Consider the following 16742-nt stretch of genomic DNA (forward strand, 5'->3'; position numbering starts at 1 on the left):
CTTTTCACCGCCACAAATCCTCGACGGCTACCCACCATGACCATGCAAGCACCCTCCGCGCTGATATCCGTCGCCCTGGCCTGCCTGCTGGCAAGCGCCTGTGCCCAGCCCGCCGCCGATCCCGGCACCGATGCCGTCACCCCCGTCGGTACGGTCCAGGGCGATGGCGAGCGCAGCCCGCTGGAAGGCGAAGAGGTGACGGTGGAAGGCGTGGTGACCGGCAACTTCGGCAAGCACCTGGGCGGCTGGTTCCTGCAGGGCGAAGCTGACGGCGATCCGGCCACGTCCGACGCGCTGTTCGTGCTCAGCGATGGCGACTCCCCGGTCCGGCGCGGCGACCGGCTGCGGATCCGCGGCCGGGTGCTGGAGCACGGCGAGGGCGACGCCACCCTGACCGCCCTGCAGCCCATGGAACAGGAGGTGCTTGAAGCGGATGCCGCCGTTGAACCCCTGGTTCTGCACGAGCCGCCGCAGGACTGGGAGCGGCTGGAAGGCATGCACGTGTGGATCCAGGCGCCGCTGACCATCAGCGGGCACCGCGACCTGGCCCGGGAAGGCGTGCTGGTCGCCAGTTTCAACGGACGCCTGCCCGCGCCCACCGAAATCGCCCGGCCCGGCGCGGATGCCCGCGCCCTGGCTGCTGACAACGCCCGTCGCAGCGTGCTGATCGACGACGCCATGCCGCACCGGAATCCACGCAACATCTGGTACCTGCCGGAGGGCCACCAGGCCCCGCGCACCGGCAGCGTGCTGACCGGCGTCCAGGCCGTGGTTGACCAGCGCGACGGCCAGTACCGGCTGCAGCTGATCGATCGGCCAGTGCTGCGCCCGGCCCCGCGCCCGCAACCGCCGGAGGTGGAAGGCGACCTGCGCCTGGCGGTGTTCAATCTGGAGAACCTGTTCAACGGTGACGGCCAAGGTGGTGATTTCCCCACCGCGCGGGGGGCACGCAGCGCCGATGAGTACGCCCGCCAGCTGGCACGCCTGCAAGCTGGCCTGCAAATGCTGGCGCCCGACATCGCTGCGGTGATGGAGCTTGAAAACGATGGCTACGGCCCGGACTCGAGCATCGCCCAGCTCGCCCTGGCCCTGGGCCCGGACTGGCGTTACGTGGATGCCGGCGAAGGCCCCGGCGATGACGCCATCCGCGTCGGCCTGCTATACCGCGCCTCGGTGGTTGAGGCCGTCGGCGCCCCCGTCACGCTGCAGGGCGGCCCCTTCAACACCCGCAGCCGCGTGCCGCTGGCGCAGGCATTCCGGGCCGGCAGCGGGCCGGCATTCACCGTGGTGGCCAACCACTTCAAGTCCAAGGGCTGCGGTGAAGCCGTCGGCCTCAACCGCGACCAGGACGATGGCCAGGGCTGCTGGAACGCGCTGCGCACGGATTCCGCGCGGCGTCTGGTGGCGTGGCTGGCCACGGACCCGACCGGGTCGGGCACCGGACTGGCGGCGATCGTGGGTGACCTGAACTCGTACGGCATGGAGGACCCGATCCGCCTGCTGCGCGATTCCGGCTGGCACGACGTGTATGCGGGCCGCGAATCCTACAGCTATGTGTTCCAGGCCCAGGCCGGCCGGCTGACCCACGCCTTCCTCAGCCCGGATTTCGCGCAGCGCCTGCGCGGGGCGGCCACCTGGCACAGCAACGCCGATGAGCCAACCAACGTCGGCTATCGTGCCGCCAACGGCTCGCAATCACTCGAGTCGCCGTGGCGCAGTTCGGATCACGATCCGGTCCTTATCGGCGTAGATGTACACCAGCCTTGAGTCCGTCCTCCCTGTCGCCACCAGTACAGCAGGCCCCTAGGGTCATCCCCACCTGTTCCGTTCCCGCACATCTCCTGACAATCAGTGCACCCAATACCATCTCCATGGAGTTGCACTGCCATGACCGAAATCCAGCAGAAGGCGTCCGAGATCCTCGATACCGGGGTCAGGTTTTGGATCATCAAGGACGATTACGAGCAGCGCATGGACGTGTTTGCCCAAGAACTGGAGCGCTTGCCAGCCGACCAGCGCGATGACCTGTTCGCGGAAATTCTCGACCAGGACTCCGGGGCACTGCATTCCTGGCTCACGGTAGACCGTCTCAACACTCTGGTCTCGGAGGGCACCATCACACAACGCGAGCGCGATGCGATCTTCGATGCCTTCGGCGAGGCCTACGTCAATGGGTCGGTCAGTTTTGAACAGGCGCGCGACTTTGTGAATGTGATGGGGGACGCGGTTGGACCGCTTGCCTCCGACGAGAACATCAATGCCCTGCTTGCCACCCTCACCGGTGCCAATGGCCCCGGTTCGACGGCCTTCATCGAAAAGTTCGCCGCCGACTTCCTCACCCATCATGTACTGGTCGAGAACATGCCCGAACCGCATACGCGGGCGGCCTGGGCCGGTATGCTCCTCAACGCGCTGGAGCAATCCGGCGGCTCCCAGTCGGTGCATGCCATGCTCTCCGGCTTGAGTGCGGAGCAGCGCAGCCACCTGCGTGACACCGTTTCCCAGCACGGCATGTCCTACGACACCGGAAACGACGGTCTGGGCAACGTGCGCGACCCAATGGCGATCCTTATCGAAGCCACCTCCTCGCACGGCACTACCGATGAAGTCATCGAACTGGTCCATTACATCAACGACCACTCGACCGACAATGGCCCCGGGAACCACTACTACACATACGAAAATCGCCCCTGGGGCGATCGCGCCGAAGCAGTGGCCGACCTGTTCCTGAACCATTCGGACGAAATTCTCGACCGCCTGACGGTCCCCAACCCCACCCAGACCACCGGCTCCACCAATGAGGGAAGCACCCCGGTGGGCGAGAACCTGTCCGCGCTGTCCAACCTGGTGCGGATGACCGCACTGAACCCGGACAACCCGCTCGCGGCGCAGGCGATGGACCGGATTGGCGAATTCACCAGTGAAAACATCCGGCTCGGCAACATGTCCGACAGCATGGACGTGAACGGTGACGGCGTGGTCGACGGTAACGACAAGAGTGCCGTTGATGCCGGCGAAGGCCGCACCGCAATGATCGGCGCGGTGATGCAAGACGCCGTGTCATCGGGCTACGTCGACCTGCGCACTGATATCGCCGCCCGCGATGCCTTCATCGGCTTCCTGCTCGACACTGCCATTTCCGTTATCCCGGTAGGCGGCAAGTTTGCTTCCGGCCCGATATCGGAACTGGTTTCCGATGCACTCGGCGGGCTCTCCGAAGAGGTTCGCGACGCCATCGCCGACAAATTGGCCGAGCTTGGCAGCGGTGCGCTGACGGACGCACAGGGCCGCCTGACCAACGAGGCCAAGACCGCGATCATGGAGGCACTGCCCGAGGATTACAGCTATCTGGAAGGCATCAAGACCGAGTCCAACGGCTTCATCCAGGATGTGATCCTCAGTGCATCGAACTTCAGCTACGGGTTCACTGCGCAGATGAACGCGTACGGCGACTATATCGACGCCGCAAAGAACCCCCCTTCCTGAGCCCCTCCTTCAACCGGCCAGGCGCAGCCCCTCTCCGGGCGGCGCTCGGCCTGCAGCCGTGGGGCTGACTCGATCCAGGTGGTTTCCGGGGCCAACCACCTCCTTGCAACACCGGATCGCCTATCATTTCCGCCATGACCAACCCCACTTTCCCCATCCAATCCGGCACGTTGACGCTGCCCGGGCCCTCCGGCGCACTGGAAGTGGCCGTCGACTTTCCCGACGAAGATGTAGCGGCCCTGCCGCTCACCGTGATCGTCTGCCACCCGCTGCCCACCGAGGGCGGCACCATGCACAACAAGGTCGTGACCATGACCGGGCGCTCGCTGCGCGAGCTGGGCGCCACCACGGTGCGCTTCAACTTCCGCGGCACGGGTGAGTCGGAAGGCACGTTTGACGAAGGCCGCGGCGAAGTCGATGACCTGCGCGCAGTGGCCGCCTGGGTACGCGCGCAGCGTCCGGGCCAGCGCCTGTGGCTGGCCGGTTTCAGCTTCGGCGCCTACGTCAGCCTGGCCGCCGCGGCACAGATCGAGCCGGGCATGCTGATCTCCATCGCGCCGCCCGCCGGACGCTGGGATTTTGATTCCATCCAGCTGCCCACCTGCCCGTGGCTGGTGATCCAGGGCGAAGAAGACGAGATCGTTGATCCGCAGGCCGTGTACGACTGGCTGGACGAAACCGACGCCTCCGCCGAGCTGGTACGTATTCCCGACAGCGGGCACTTTTTCCACCGCAAGCTGATGGACCTGCGCGGCGCGGTCAAGAACGGAGTGCGCCAGCACCTGCCGGCCGCCGAGGCGTGACCCGCTGCCGGCAATGATCCCTTCGCAGGCCTACGACGCCGGCGTTGCCGCAGGCAGCTGGCAGGACGACCCCGCCCAGCGCGCGGTGCTGGTTGAACTTGATCGCATCCACGCGGCCGTTTCGCGCCCGCCGGCGCGGCGCGGCCTGCTGGACCGGCTGCGCGGCGCCAGCGCCGACGAGCCCATCGAGGGCCTGTACCTGTGGGGCGGCGTTGGCCGCGGCAAGACTTTCCTGGTCGATCTGCTGCACGCCGGCCTGCCGCTGCCCGACCTCAAGGGCGCGGATCTGGCCGCTGCCGGCGCCAGCGACGAAGGCCGCGCCACGCCCGTGGGCAGCGCGGGCAAATACCGCACCCACTTCCACCGCTTCATGCGTCAGGTCCACGACCAGCTGCAGGCACACGGCGGCGAGCGCGACCGCCTCGCGCTGATCGTGCAGGGCTGGCGTCGGGCCGGCCTGCGGGTGCTGGTGCTGGACGAGTTCTTTGTCGGCGACATCGGCGACGCCATGATCCTGGCGCGCCTGCTGGAGCGCATGTTCGCCGAAGGCATCGTGCTGGTGACCACCTCCAACGTGGCCCCACCCGACCTGTACCGCGACGGCCTGCAGCGCGCGCGCTTTCTGCCGGCGATCGCGCTGATCCAGGCGCACTGCCGCGAGCTGTATATCGAAAGCGAAACCGACTACCGCCTGCGCGCATTGACCCGCTCGCCGGTCTATCGCACTCCGCTGGATGAAGGTGCCGACGCCTGGCTGCGGACCCGCTGGCATGAACTGGGCGGCAACGATGCGCACCGCGACAGCGGTATCGAGCTGGAAGGGCGCCGGATCCCGGTACGCGCGCGCTGCCCGGGCATGGCCTGGTTTGATTTCAACGCCCTGTGCGAAGGGCCGCGCGGATCGAACGACTACATCGAGATCAGCCGCGAATTCCACACCCTGCTGCTGGGTGGCATCCCGGTATTCGATGGCCTGCGCGACGATTCCGCACGCCGCTTCGTGAATCTGGTGGACGAACTCTACGACCGCCAGGTCAAGCTGGTGTGCACCGCTGCCGACGAGCCGCCGGCCCTGTATGCGGGCGAACGCCTGGCCGGCGCGTTCGAGCGCACCGCCTCGCGCCTGATTGAAATGCGCAGCGCCGAATACCTCGCCACGCCGCATCGCTCCTGAAAGCCGCCCGGCTGGCGGACCACAACATTTTGCGTTGACAAATTCGCAGGCCACGATATGTTGTGCCGGTCGGTTCCGGCGGTGGCTATCCGCCGGATGAAAAGGGAAGCCGGTGACGCCTGTCCATGTGGAGCGTATTCCACCCGGACCGGCCATTCCGGCGCTGCCCCGCAGCGGTAATTGGGAACGACCCCGCCACACAGCACTGGGACCCCGGGTCCTGGGAAGCGGCGGGCAAGGTGGAGGCGACGCGCCTCCGTGCCCATGAGTCCGAAGACCTGCCGACAGCCGCGCGCAAGCACGTCGCGCGGTGCCGGCTGCGGATTCTCCGGGGGGAGATGGCTGGCGAAGCATGCGATATGCGCGACCGCCTGATTCCCCGGCTGTCGCCGTCCATGCGACGCCGCTTTCCCATCCTGTGACGAAACCGCCTGCCCGAGGGGGCAAGGCCGCGACGACGCCTGCGTCGGCGCGCGCCCGTGCCCTTCACCGCCTGTCGGGAACAGGCGGATGTGCGCAACCGATCCGGGAGACAGCCATGACCATCGACAGCTCCACCGCCACCGCCAGCCCGGAGATTCCCGCGCAGGCCGCCGACGCTCCCGACACCGGAGCGACCACTTGGATCACCAAGGAAGCCGGCAACCGGCGCATGCCCTACGATCGCGCCCGCCTGGAGCGCGCCATCGACCGGGTCCACGCCGGTTTCCCGCAGCTGGACGTCGCCGACTACAAGGCCAGCGTGTTCGGCTTCGTCGAGCGCAAACAGTCGGTCAACGCCGACGACCTGGTGGATCACCTGATCCGGGAAGCCGAGGCCCGCGTGGACGTGGCCGCGCCGGAGTGGGAATTCTTCGCCGCGCGCCTGTACCTGCACCGGCTGTACAAGCGCGCCGGTCGCAACCGCTTCTACGACGTGGGCGAAAAGTACGGCTCCTACGTGGGCCTGCAGGAGAGCCTGGCGGACCGCAACATCTATTCCAACGACATCCTGCGCGCCTACACCAAGCAGGAGCTGGAGCAGGCCGGGCGCATGATCGATCCGGACCGCGACCTGCTGTTCACCTACAACGGCCTGTACCTGCTGGCCACCCGCTATCTGGCCACCGACACCGCCCGCAGCGTGTACGAGCTGCCGCAGGAGCGCTGGCTGACCATCGCCCTGTACCTGATGCAGGACGAGGGCGGCCCCACCCCGGCCCAGCGCGAACGGCGCATGCAGCTGGTGGGCGAGGCGTACTGGGCGCTGTCGAACCTGTACATGACCGTGGCCACGCCCACCCTGCAGAACGCCGGCAAGGTGGGCGGGCAGCTGTCGAGCTGCTTCATCGACACGGTGGAGGACTCGCTGCAGGGCATCTACGACTCCAACACCGACATTGCCCGCGTGTCCAAGGGCGGCGGCGGCGTAGGCGCCTACATGGGCTACGTGCGTGCATCGGGTTCGGCGATCCGCGGCGTGCCGAACTCCTCCGGCGGCGTGGTGCCGTGGATCAAGCAGCTCAACAACACCGCGGTGTCGGTGGACCAGCTCGGCCAGCGCAAAGGTGCGGTGGCGGTGTACCTGGACGTGTGGCACCGCGACATCGAGGCGTTCCTGGACCTGCGGCTCAACAACGGCGACCAGCGCCTGCGCGCGCACGACGTGTTCACCGCGGTGTGCATCCCGGACCTGTTCATGGAGGCGGTGGAGCGGCGCGGCGACTGGTACCTGTTCGATCCGCACGAGGTGCATCGGATCAAGGGCTGGTACCTGCAGGACTTCTTCGACGAGAAGAAGGGCGAGGGATCGTTCCGCGACAGGTACGCCGAGGTGGTGGCCGACGAGCGCATCAGTCGGCGCACGATGAAGGCCATCGACATCTTCAAGCGGATCATGCTGAGCCAGCTGGAGACCGGCAACCCGTTCATGTTCTACCGCGACGAGGTCAACCGGAAGAACCCGAACAAGCATGCCGGCATGGTGTATTCGTCCAACCTGTGCACAGAGATCCTGCAGAACATGAGCCCGACCACGCTCATGCAGGAAATCATCTCCGGCAACCAGATCGTGACTACCCGACAGGCCGGCGACTTCGTGGTCTGCAACCTGTCATCGATCAACCTGGGCCGGGCGCTGGTGCTGCAGGACGGGCAAGGTGATCTGATCACCAACGTGCTGGAGCGGCTGATTCCGATCCAGGTACGCATGCTCGACAACGTGATCGATCTCAATCAGCTGCCGGTGCCGCAGGCCACCATCACCAACCGCAAGTACCGGGCGATCGGCCTGGGCACGTTTGGCTGGCACCACCTGCTGGCGCTCAAGGGCCTCCACTGGGACACACCCGAGGCCGAGGAGTTCAGCGACACCCTGTACGAGCGCATCAACCGGCTCACCATCCAGGCCAGCATGCAGCTGGCGAAGGAGAAGGGTGCCTACCCGACCTTCCCCGGCAGCGACTGGCACAGCGGCGTCTATTTCCGCGACCGCGGCTACAACAGCCCGCAGTGGCTGGACCTGGCCGCGCAGGTGGCGGTGAACGGCCTGCGCAACGGCTGGCTGATGGCGGTGGCACCGAACATGTCCACGGCCCAGATCGCCGGCTCCACCGCCTCCATCGACCCGATCTATTCCGCGTTCTACTACGAGGAAAAGAAGGATTACCGGCGGCCGGTAGTGGCGCCGGGACTGTCGCTGGAAACCTGGCCGTATTACGAAAAGGGCGGCTACCGGCTCGACCAGTTCGCCTCGGTACGCCAGAACGCGCGCCGCCAGCGCCACATCGACCAGTCGGTGAGCTTCAACTTCTACGTGCCCAGCACCATCCGCGCCAGCACCCTGCTGGAGCTGCACATGACCGCCTGGCGTGAGGGGCTGAAGACCACCTATTACGTGCGCTCGAACGATATCGATATCGCCGAATGCGAGTGGTGCACGTAACGCCAACATCGCATTTGTAGGAGCGCGCCATGCGCGCGAAGCCGCGTGATCCATGGCAGACGCATATTTTCCGAATATCCAGGTGTCGGGGACGTAGCCCCGACCTACAAGAGACCGAACACCATGTCCGCAACTGCACCCACCACCTCCACGCCGCTTGAGCGCATCCGCATCCTCGAGCCGCGCCATCCCAACCGTTCGACCGGGATCATCAACGGCCGCACCAGCGGCATCCTCAACTGGAACGACATCCCGTACCCGTCGTTCTACCGCGCCTACAAGGAGCTCTCGACCAATTTCTGGATTCCGGACGAGGTCGACATGAAGGCCGATGCGCGCGAGTACGGCGATCTGTCGGCGCGCGAGAAAAACGCCTACGACTCGATCATCGGGCTGCTGGCCACGCTGGATTCTCCGCAGACCCGCTTCATCTACAACGTGGCCGAATACATCACCGATCCTGCGGCGCATGCCAACGCGGCGATCATTGGCCAGCAGGAAGTGATCCACAACGAGAGCTACAGCTACGTGCTGTCCTCGATCACCGATCTGGAAAACCAGAAGCGGATCTTCGAAATCGCCCGCACCCACCCCACTATCATCAGGCGCAACGCGCCGATCATGGGCTCGTACGACGACTTCATGCGCGAGAAGACCGCCGAAACCCTGCTGCGCTCGCTGATCCAGTCGTCGATTCTGGAAGGCATCAACTTCTATTCCGGCTTCGCCTATTTCTACAACCTGGTGCGCCAGAACCGCATGGCCGGCACCGGCAAGATCATCAGCTTCATCAACCGCGACGAGTTGGCCCATACCAAGTTCATCAGCGAGGTGATCCGCGCGATCGTGGGCGAGAACCCTGAGCTGCAGACCGATGAACTGACCGACTACGTACACGGCGCGTTCCGCCACGCGGTAGACCTGGAAATGCAGTGGACCGGCGAAGTGCTGGACGGTATCGACGGGATCAACGTGGACGAGATGATCCGCTACGTGCAGTACCGCGCGAACAAGATGGCCGGGATGCTGGGCATCGAGAGCCTGTACCCGGACTCGACCGACAACGTGATGCCCTGGATTCGCGCGTACGCCGACAACTTCACCGAAACCAAGACCGACTTCTTCGAGATGCGCAACGCCAGCTACAAGAAGACGAACGTCGATAACGGCTTCGACGACCTGTGACCTACGGACGACCGGTCACCACCCGACCGATCCGTGGCCGCCCGGGCGACCTATTCCACCCGGACGACCTGTCACTACCTGTAGGTCGGGGCTACGACCCCGACACCCCGGAACCCCAATCGTCGGGGGCGTAGCCCCGACCTACGTGATCCCATGCGTATCCTGATTGCCTACACCTCCCTGAGCGGAAACACCCGCGATCTGGCCCGCCTGGTGCAGGCGCGCTGCGAGGCGCTGGGCCACGCGGTGACCTGGATCGAGACCGACATGCAGGGCCTGGCCGCCGCCGGCCCGGACCCGCACCACGACCTGTACCTGCTCGGCGCCTGGAGCGACAACGGCGGCCGCACCCCGCCGGAAATGAAGCGCTTCATCGCCGAGCTGGTGAAAGCGGTCGGCAAGCCGCGGCAGCTGGCGGTGTTCGGCACTGGCGAGACCCAGTGGGGCGAGGAGTACTACTGCGGCGCGGTACGGCGCATGGCCGCATTTTTCGACACCGGCTACCCGCGCCTTGAGATTGAACAGATGCCACACGGCCAGCGCGATACATTGAAGATCGAACGCTGGACCGACCACGTGCTGGCGATTGCCGGCGACCCCGGCGCCACCCACACCACCATCCACAAGGCCACGCTCCATGCAGACCCTGCACGCCACATCGGCTGACGATTACCACGCCGCTTTCGCCGCCCATCCGCGGCTGCTGGTGGCTTACAGCAAGGACCATTGCCCCGGCTGCCGGATGCTGGAGCTGTCGCTGCAACAGTTCGCGGCAACCGCGGATGCCGAAGACCTTGCGCTGCTGAAGGTGAAGCTGGAAACCGTTGGCGAAGACTTCTTCCGCAGCCTGGGTCTGCGCCAGACACCCACCCTGTCGCTGTTCTGCGACGGCACGGAAGTCGCGCGCCTGCCGGGATTCCAGTCACCGCAGCAGATCACCCGGGCGGTCCGCGCCCACTTCGACCAGGTGCCGGCATGAGCGCGCCCGACGCCGCCATGCCCACCGAAGCACGCCTGCTGGAGATCGTGTTCCCCGACCACACCAACCACCTGGGCACGCTGTTTGGCGGCCAGGCGCTGGCGTGGATGGACAAGGCCGCCTTCATCGCCGCCTCGCGCTACGCCCGCCGCACGGTGGTCACCGCGCGCTCGGACCAGGTCGATTTCAAGCTGCCCATCCGCCAGGGCCAGCTGGTGGAAACCATCGCCCGGGTGGTGGAGGTGGGGCGCACCTCCATGCAGGTACAGGTGGAGCTGGTGGCCGAAGACCTGCTGAGCGGCAAGCGCGAAGTCTGTACCCGCGGCCGCTTCGTGATGATCGCCCTCGACGAATCCGGACAGCCCACCCCAATCGCGTAAACGCGCGCCACGCGCACGAAAAAGGCCGGCGTTTCTGGCGCCGGCCTTCTGGGGTACAGGTAAAGCGTATGAATCAGGCGATCGAGGCGCGGTAGATCGACTCGATCGACTCGTCCAGCGCGCGGTTGAACTCGTCGTCGCTGTGCTGGGCGGTCAGGCCTTCGGTCAGGGCGCGGCTGAAGCTCGCGATCACGCCCGGGTTCTTCGCCAGCTTGTCGTTGGCGTCGGCGCGGCTGTAGCCGCCCGAAAGCGCCACCACCTTCAGCACCGCCGGGTGATCAACGATCTCCTGGAAGAAGCCGTCCACGCTCGGCAGGGTCAGCTTGAAGATCACCGGGTTGTCGGCGCTGTAGCGCGACAGGCGCTCGAGGATGCCCTTCTTCATCTCGACTTCGATCGCTTCCTTGTCGGCGGCCTTGATATCCACTTCCGGCTCAAGAATCGGCACCAGGCCGGCGTCCAGCACCTGCTGGCCCAGGTCGAACTGCTGGTCCAGCACCGCGGCGATGCCTTCGGCGTTGTTGGACTTGATCACCGAGCGCTCCTTGGTGCCGAACACGCCCTTGGCCTTGGCCTTGGCCAGCAGCTCTTCCAGCCCCGGGATCGGCTTCAACAGCTGCACGCCGTTGGCCTCGTCTTCCAGGCCCTTGTCGATCTTCAGGAACGGCACCACGCCCTTGACCTGCCACAGGTAGGTGGCGGCGTCCTGGCCCTCGAAGCTGTCATCCAGGGTGCGCTCGAACAGGATCGCACCCACCACGCGGTCGGCGTTGAAGGCCGGGCTGGCGACGATGCGGGTGCGCATCTGGTGCACCAGATCAAACATTTCATCGTCGCTGGACCAGGCCGACGGCTCGATGCCGTAGAGGCCAAGCGCCCGGGGGGTGCTGCCGCCGCTCTGGTCGAGGGCCGCGATGAAACCCTTGCCGGAACCGATCCGGTCACGCTGCTGCTGATTGATTGCCACGTCGATATCCTGTCGTCTGGTGGAGGGGGAAGGCGGTCACACTCCGCAACCACCAATGATACCCCGCCGCCACAATCCCGGCCGGCCGCCGTCCCGCAACCACGCCGTTTCGCCTCGCACCCATGCCACCGGCCACCAGATAGGCCCGGCTCATGCATGACAGGTAAAATGGCGATCTTTTGGCCGCTGATGTGATGCAACTCCCGGTTTCCGCGCCCGGCGCGCCAACCTTCCTCCGCCTGCTTGCCCAGGCTTCCGGCACCCCGGCCAAGGCGCCGGCGCTGCCGCTCGCGCGCCAGCTGGGTGAATGGATCGACTGGACGCGGGCGGTCACCCTGTCGCGGGCGCTGGATGGCGAGGTGCAGCCTGCGGAATCCGGCGCCACGCCCGATCAGGACACCCTGCTGGAGGACTGCGCGCGGATCCGGGCCGAGCTCGAAGAATCCATCAACAAGGGTCCGGCGCCCGCTCGCGCCAGCGCCGGTTTCACCCCCTGGCAGCAGCACATCGTGGCGATGCAGCGCGCGATGCAGACCGCCACCGGCTACCTGCGCGGTGATCTGCGCGAGCTGCTGGCCGCCGGCTCGCCCGCCCAGGCCCGCCTGGCCGAGGTAGACGCCGCCATGGAAGCCGCCCTGAGCCCGCGCGAGCATGCGCTGCTGCAGCCGGTGACGGCAGCGCTGGGCACGCGCTTCGAACTGCTGGAAAAAAATGCCGCGGCGGGCCCGGCCCCCGATGCCGCACTGCCCGCACCTGATTCCGAAGCCGAACCACCCGCCTGGGTGACGGCCTTCCGCCACGAACTGCGCGACCTGCTGCTGGCCGAGCTGGACCTGCGCTTCCAACCCGTCGAAGGCCTGCTCGCGGCCCTTCGCAGCGCCTGATCAAGGACAACATGAACACCAAACACCTGGGCGTTTCCGTATTCGTGCTCGGCCTGGCCGCAGTGGCCTGGGTCGGGCTGGGCTATCTGGGCAGCAACCTGCCGGCCCTACTGGTGACCCTGCTGATCGCGGCGCTGTATCTGGTCGGCGCGCTGGAGCTGTATCGCTACCACCAGGCCACCGCCACGCTGGACAGTGCACTCGGTGCGCTCGACGGAGAAACGCCTCTGCTCGAATCGTGGCTGCAGGGCCTGCATCCGTCCCTGCGCAGCCCGGTGCAGCTGCGGATTGAAGGCGGGGGCAGCGGCCTGCCCATCCCCGCGCTCACGCCCTACCTGGTCGGCATGCTGGTGCTGCTGGGCATGCTCGGCACCCTGCTGGGCATGGTGCTGACCCTACGCGGCACCGGCATGGCGCTGCAGACCGCCACCGACCTGCAGGCGGTGCGCGATTCGCTGGCCGCGCCGGTCAGCGGCCTGGGGGTGGCGTTTGGCGCCTCGATTGCCGGTGTGGCCAGTTCCGCTGCGCTGGGCCTGATGTCGGCACTGGTGCGGCGTGAGCGCATCCAGGTGGTCGAACGGCTGGATGCCCACATCGCCACCACCCTGCGCACCCATTCCAGCGCCCACGCCAGCGCCCACCAGCGCGGACAGGCGCTGGAACTGCTGCAGGCCCAGACGGCCACCATGCCCGCGCTGGTGGAGCGGCTGGAATCGATGATGGCCGCGCTGGAACAGCAGTCGCAGGCCGCGCACGAGCAACAGGCCCGGCAGCAGGAAGCCTTCCACGCGAGCACCCGCAGCGCCTACGAACAGCTGGCCGGCTCGGTCGGCCAGTCCCTCAAAGACAATGCCGCCGAAGGCGCTCGGCTGGCCGGGCAGGCGCTGGTACCGGTGATGGAATCGGCGATGGCGGAGCTTTCCCGCCAGGCCGGCACCGTGCACGAACAGGTCACCGCCAGCGCCCGGACCCACCTGGAGGCCGTCTCCGCCGAAGCGGCCGGCATCACCCGCCAGGCCGCCGCCATGCAGGAGCAGACCGCCGCCAGCGCCCGTGAGCACCTTGCTGCAGTCAGCGCCGAGCTCGCCGACAGCACCGCCCGCATCACCGCAAGCTGGCAACAGGCCCTCAGCGGACAGGCCGATGCCAGCCAGGCCCAGGCGGCGGCTCTGCGCGAGGCGCTGCAGGCCTTTGAAACCGGCTACAGCCAGCGCGCCGAGACGCTGCTGGAGCGTATCGGCCAGCGCATGCAGGCGATCAGCGACGGCACCGCCGCCGGTTGGGAGCAGGCGCTCGCCACGCAGCAGGCAGGCCATGAGGCGCTGATGACCCGCCAGCAACAGGCGCTGGACAGCACCGTGGAAGGTTTCACCAGCCAGGCCGGCGCACTGCTTGCCGGCGTCGGCGAAACGCACGAAAGACTGCAGCAGACCCTGGCCGAGCGCGACGAGGAACGTCTGGCCGCCTGGCGCGACAGCCTGGCCGGCATCAGCGAGCAGCTCGGGGCGCAGTGGGCCGGCATCAGTGAAGAGCTGCGCGGCCAGTGGACGGCACTCACCGAGCAGAACCGCACCCACGCCAGCGACACCGTGGCCGAGATCTCGCGCCTGATGGAAGCCGCCGCCGAAGGCCCACGCGCCGCCGCCGAAACCATTGCCGAGCTGCGCCAGACCCTGTCCGACAGCATGGAGCGCGATGCCGCCATGCTGGAGGAGCGCACCCGCATGCTGGAAACGCTCGACACCCTGCTCACGGCGGTCAACAGCGCTTCCGGCGAACAGCGCGCGGCCATCGACGCCCTGGTCACCACTTCTTCCGACCTGCTGGAACGGGTTGGCAGCCGATTCGGCGACCAGATTGAGGCTGGCGAGAACCGGCTCGAGGAAGCCTCCACCCGGCTGGCCGAGGGCGTGGAGCAGGTGGCCGGGCTTGGCACGTCACTCGGCGACGCCGTGCAGGCGTTCTCCGACAGCAGCACCGGACTGGTCGAACGCCTGCAGGCCATCGAAGGCGCGCTGGAACGCTCGCTGGAACGCAGCGACGAACAGCTGGCTTACTACGTGGCCCAGGCCCGCGAGGTGGTGGATCTGAGCGTGCTCAGCCAGCGCCAGATCATCGAGAATCTGCAGCAGCTGGCTGCGCAGGACGAAAGGCCCGCGCCTGTGGAATCCACCGGAGCCGACCGCGCATGAGCGGCGCGCTGCAGGGCGGCGACGATTCCGCCACGCCGATCTGGGCCGCCTTCGGCGACCTGATGGCGGTGCTGCTGGGGGCATTCGTACTGATCCTGGTCGGCGTGATCGGGGTGCAGCTGCATCTGGAAATCCAGCTGCAGGAGGAAGTGGCCCAGCGCGAGGTCGAACAGCAGCGCCGCCAGACCCTGGAGCAGGCGCTGGCCGCGCCGCTGGCTGCCGGCCGCATCACCCTGGCCGACGGGCGCATCGGCATCAGCGGCAGCCTGCTGTTCGCCCACAACTCCGACCAGCTGCAGGGCGAAGGCGCCGACCTGCTCGACGACCTGGCCGGCCCGCTGGGCGAGTACCTGGCCGGGCGCGAGGAGATCCTGATGGTCAGCGGCTTCACCGATGACCGCCCGGTGCACGCCACCAACCTGCGCTTTGACGACAACTGGGACCTCTCGGCCCAGCGCGCGCTCACCGTGACCCGGGCGCTGGTGGATCGCGGCGTGCTGGCGTCATCGGTCTTCGCCGCCGCCTTTGGCGACCGCCACCCGGTGGCCTCCAACGACGACGCCGATGGCCGCGCACGCAACCGCCGGGTGGAAATTGCCCCGGTGCCGCGCCAGGGCCCGGCCCCCGCCAATGGCTGAGCAGGGCAGCTCCCTCACCGGCCTGGTCGCACAGATGGGCGAACACGCCCGCCAGCGCAACGACGCCCTTGCCGCGCTGGGGCTACCGGTGGGCGAGTATCCGGCGCTCCCCGCCGTCGAGGATTTCCGCCGCCTGTGGGCCACCCAGCGCCAGCAGGCCCAGCTGCGCGCGTCGATGCAGCCACCGCCCGCCGACGCCGGCCCACTCAACTCCGCCAGCCTCGCCCACCGTGCCCTGGCCGCCATGCACGACAGCTCACCCGGCTACCTGCAGCACTTCATGACCTGGCTGGACGCCCTGGCCTGGTTGGACCGGCTGCAGGCCTCCGGTGGCCTGACTCCGGCAGGCGACAAGCCTGCCAGGCACGCCGCCAAGCCCCCTACCCGTAAGCGCAAAGGGAGTCGCGCTTGAAGGCAGCCAGTCTGGAAGCAGGTGGTGTCTCCACACCTTGATGTGGCTGGTCACAGCCCGGGGTGAAACCACGTGAACGCCACCAACCGGACACCTCCCCCGGTTTGCGAGACGAGTCCCAACCGGCCGACCCCACCGTGGAGTGAGGGAAAATATGAAATCCCCTGCACCGCAAAATCGGTCCTCATTTCTTCCACCACCGGACTGAACGTGCCATCGGGCAAACGGGTAAAGCTGCCCAGGACTGCTCCCTCCGATGTAGCCCACAGCCCGATCAACGTCTCTGTCACCTGGCCCTCGACACGGCGTCCGCCGATCCGTTCGGCCATCAGGAACCGGCCGCCTGCCAACTCGGGATGCGGGTCCGTGGGTTCGAGCGTATGCATGCGGAACGGAAGGTCTACCGGCACGATCCGGCCCTCGGCCGTGATTTTTCCCACCGTAGACGGCTGGACATACACCAGCTCCATGACGAAGCGTGCGATCCGCTCTGCGCATGGACCGTCCACCCGGTGCGAGATCGTTGGACTGAAGGTTCCGCGACCATCCGGTATGGAGATGCCCTGCAGCGCTTCGCTTGTCGACAGGGGCAGCGCCTGGAGATCCGCGAACACCGCCTCTGCCCTGTCACAGGGTGCGGATGCTGCAGTCTCAGGCATGCGCTCAAATCTGGCGCAACCGCCTGTGAGCGCTGCCAGCATCAAGGCAGGAACGAATGC

15 protein-coding genes and 1 riboswitch are annotated in these 16742 nt (G+C 67.0%); of the genes, 13 read left to right on the forward strand and 2 right to left on the reverse strand.

Annotated features, from left to right (window positions below; translation table 11 throughout):
• Positions 1 to 42: 42 nt before the first annotated feature.
• The 9 genes from WCE59_RS02445 (at position 43) to WCE59_RS02485 (ending at position 10930) form a co-directional block, all read left to right on the forward strand.
• The gene (locus WCE59_RS02445; protein ID WP_343257123.1) at positions 43 to 1767 is read left to right on the forward strand and encodes an ExeM/NucH family extracellular endonuclease; all 1725 of its coding nucleotides are present in this window, start codon (positions 43 to 45) and stop codon (positions 1765 to 1767) included.
• 120 nt (positions 1768 to 1887) lie between these two features.
• On the forward strand, positions 1888 to 3486 hold the full coding sequence (locus WCE59_RS02450; protein WP_343257124.1) for a hypothetical protein: 1599 nt from the start codon (positions 1888 to 1890) through the stop codon (positions 3484 to 3486).
• Between the two features lie 134 nt (positions 3487 to 3620).
• Positions 3621 to 4289 carry an alpha/beta hydrolase gene (locus WCE59_RS02455; RefSeq protein ID WP_343257125.1) on the forward strand — a complete coding sequence of 223 codons (669 nt, stop codon included), beginning with the start codon at positions 3621 to 3623 and terminating at the stop codon, positions 4287 to 4289.
• Positions 4290 to 4302: 13 nt separating this feature from the next.
• Entirely contained in the window at positions 4303 to 5463 is a 1161-nt protein-coding gene (zapE, locus tag WCE59_RS02460) for a cell division protein ZapE (RefSeq protein ID WP_449284083.1), read from the forward strand.
• A gap of 53 nt (positions 5464 to 5516) precedes the next feature.
• Positions 5517 to 5763: riboswitch (cobalamin riboswitch) on the forward strand.
• Between the two features lie 238 nt (positions 5764 to 6001).
• Complete coding sequence (locus tag WCE59_RS02465; protein ID WP_343257126.1) at positions 6002 to 8386, forward strand: ribonucleoside-diphosphate reductase subunit alpha; 2385 nt, start codon at positions 6002 to 6004, stop codon at positions 8384 to 8386.
• Positions 8387 to 8509: 123 nt separating this feature from the next.
• Positions 8510 to 9571 carry a ribonucleotide-diphosphate reductase subunit beta gene (locus WCE59_RS02470; RefSeq protein ID WP_343257127.1) on the forward strand — a complete coding sequence of 354 codons (1062 nt, stop codon included), beginning with the start codon at positions 8510 to 8512 and terminating at the stop codon, positions 9569 to 9571.
• 153 nt (positions 9572 to 9724) lie between these two features.
• A complete protein-coding gene (locus tag WCE59_RS02475) occupies positions 9725 to 10237 on the forward strand; it encodes a flavodoxin (RefSeq protein WP_343257128.1) in 513 nt (170 codons plus the stop codon).
• Positions 10209 to 10550 carry a thioredoxin family protein gene (locus WCE59_RS02480; protein ID WP_343257129.1) on the forward strand — a complete coding sequence of 114 codons (342 nt, stop codon included), beginning with the start codon at positions 10209 to 10211 and terminating at the stop codon, positions 10548 to 10550. Before WCE59_RS02475 ends, WCE59_RS02480 begins: the two co-directional genes overlap by 29 nt.
• The gene (locus tag WCE59_RS02485) at positions 10547 to 10930 is read left to right on the forward strand and encodes an acyl-CoA thioesterase (protein ID WP_343257130.1); all 384 of its coding nucleotides are present in this window, start codon (positions 10547 to 10549) and stop codon (positions 10928 to 10930) included. Before WCE59_RS02480 ends, WCE59_RS02485 begins: the two co-directional genes overlap by 4 nt.
• Before the next feature lie 73 nt (positions 10931 to 11003).
• Here WCE59_RS02485 and WCE59_RS02490 read toward each other — a convergent pair whose 3' ends face one another.
• On the reverse strand, positions 11004 to 11897 hold the full coding sequence (locus WCE59_RS02490) for a fructose bisphosphate aldolase (RefSeq protein ID WP_449284084.1): 894 nt from the start codon (positions 11895 to 11897) through the stop codon (positions 11004 to 11006).
• A gap of 194 nt (positions 11898 to 12091) precedes the next feature.
• Here WCE59_RS02490 and WCE59_RS02495 point away from each other — a divergent pair, with 194 nt between their 5' ends.
• From WCE59_RS02495 to WCE59_RS02510, 4 genes are read left to right on the forward strand one after another with little or no spacing between them, the layout of a single operon-like run.
• Positions 12092 to 12781, forward strand: coding sequence for a DUF3348 family protein (locus tag WCE59_RS02495; protein ID WP_343257131.1), 690 nt, complete (start codon positions 12092 to 12094; stop codon positions 12779 to 12781).
• Positions 12782 to 12792: 11 nt separating this feature from the next.
• Positions 12793 to 14973, forward strand: coding sequence for a DUF802 domain-containing protein (locus tag WCE59_RS02500; protein WP_343257132.1), 2181 nt, complete (start codon positions 12793 to 12795; stop codon positions 14971 to 14973).
• On the forward strand, positions 14970 to 15611 hold the full coding sequence (locus WCE59_RS02505) for an OmpA family protein (RefSeq protein ID WP_343257133.1): 642 nt from the start codon (positions 14970 to 14972) through the stop codon (positions 15609 to 15611). Before WCE59_RS02500 ends, WCE59_RS02505 begins: the two co-directional genes overlap by 4 nt.
• Positions 15604 to 16023 carry a DUF2894 domain-containing protein gene (locus WCE59_RS02510; protein ID WP_343257134.1) on the forward strand — a complete coding sequence of 140 codons (420 nt, stop codon included), beginning with the start codon at positions 15604 to 15606 and terminating at the stop codon, positions 16021 to 16023. The genes WCE59_RS02505 and WCE59_RS02510 overlap by 8 nt, the downstream gene beginning before the upstream one ends.
• A 50-nt stretch (positions 16024 to 16073) precedes the next feature.
• Here the strand turns inward: WCE59_RS02510 and WCE59_RS02515 are convergent, their stop codons facing one another.
• A complete protein-coding gene (locus WCE59_RS02515; RefSeq protein WP_343257135.1) occupies positions 16074 to 16682 on the reverse strand; it encodes a hypothetical protein in 609 nt (202 codons plus the stop codon).
• Positions 16683 to 16742: the final 60 nt, after the last annotated feature.

The sequence above is a fragment of the Luteimonas qiangzhengi genome (assembly GCF_039548515.1).
In the GTDB taxonomy this organism is placed as follows: domain Bacteria; phylum Pseudomonadota; class Gammaproteobacteria; order Xanthomonadales; family Xanthomonadaceae; genus Luteimonas.

Excerpts from the sequence above, each read along its gene's own strand:
- WCE59_RS02505 (WP_343257133.1), top strand. The coding sequence starts at position 14,970 with ATGAGCGGCGCGCTGCAGGGCGGCGACGATTCCGCCACGCCGATCTGG.
- WCE59_RS02450 (WP_343257124.1), top strand. The coding sequence starts at position 1,888 with ATGACCGAAATCCAGCAGAAGGCGTCCGAGATCCTCGATACCGGGGTC.
- WCE59_RS02465 (WP_343257126.1), top strand. The coding sequence starts at position 6,002 with ATGACCATCGACAGCTCCACCGCCACCGCCAGCCCGGAGATTCCCGCG.
- WCE59_RS02480 (WP_343257129.1), top strand. The coding sequence starts at position 10,209 with ATGCAGACCCTGCACGCCACATCGGCTGACGATTACCACGCCGCTTTC.
- WCE59_RS02455 (WP_343257125.1), top strand. The coding sequence starts at position 3,621 with ATGACCAACCCCACTTTCCCCATCCAATCCGGCACGTTGACGCTGCCC.
- WCE59_RS02485 (WP_343257130.1), top strand. The coding sequence starts at position 10,547 with ATGAGCGCGCCCGACGCCGCCATGCCCACCGAAGCACGCCTGCTGGAG.
- WCE59_RS02470 (WP_343257127.1), top strand. The coding sequence starts at position 8,510 with ATGTCCGCAACTGCACCCACCACCTCCACGCCGCTTGAGCGCATCCGC.
- WCE59_RS02510 (WP_343257134.1), top strand. The coding sequence starts at position 15,604 with ATGGCTGAGCAGGGCAGCTCCCTCACCGGCCTGGTCGCACAGATGGGC.
- WCE59_RS02500 (WP_343257132.1), top strand. The coding sequence starts at position 12,793 with ATGAACACCAAACACCTGGGCGTTTCCGTATTCGTGCTCGGCCTGGCC.
- WCE59_RS02445 (WP_343257123.1), top strand. The coding sequence starts at position 43 with ATGCAAGCACCCTCCGCGCTGATATCCGTCGCCCTGGCCTGCCTGCTG.
- zapE (WP_449284083.1), top strand. The coding sequence starts at position 4,303 with ATGATCCCTTCGCAGGCCTACGACGCCGGCGTTGCCGCAGGCAGCTGG.
- WCE59_RS02515 (WP_343257135.1), bottom strand. The coding sequence starts at position 16,682 with ATGCCTGAGACTGCAGCATCCGCACCCTGTGACAGGGCAGAGGCGGTG.
- WCE59_RS02475 (WP_343257128.1), top strand. The coding sequence starts at position 9,725 with ATGCGTATCCTGATTGCCTACACCTCCCTGAGCGGAAACACCCGCGAT.
- WCE59_RS02495 (WP_343257131.1), top strand. The coding sequence starts at position 12,092 with ATGCAACTCCCGGTTTCCGCGCCCGGCGCGCCAACCTTCCTCCGCCTG.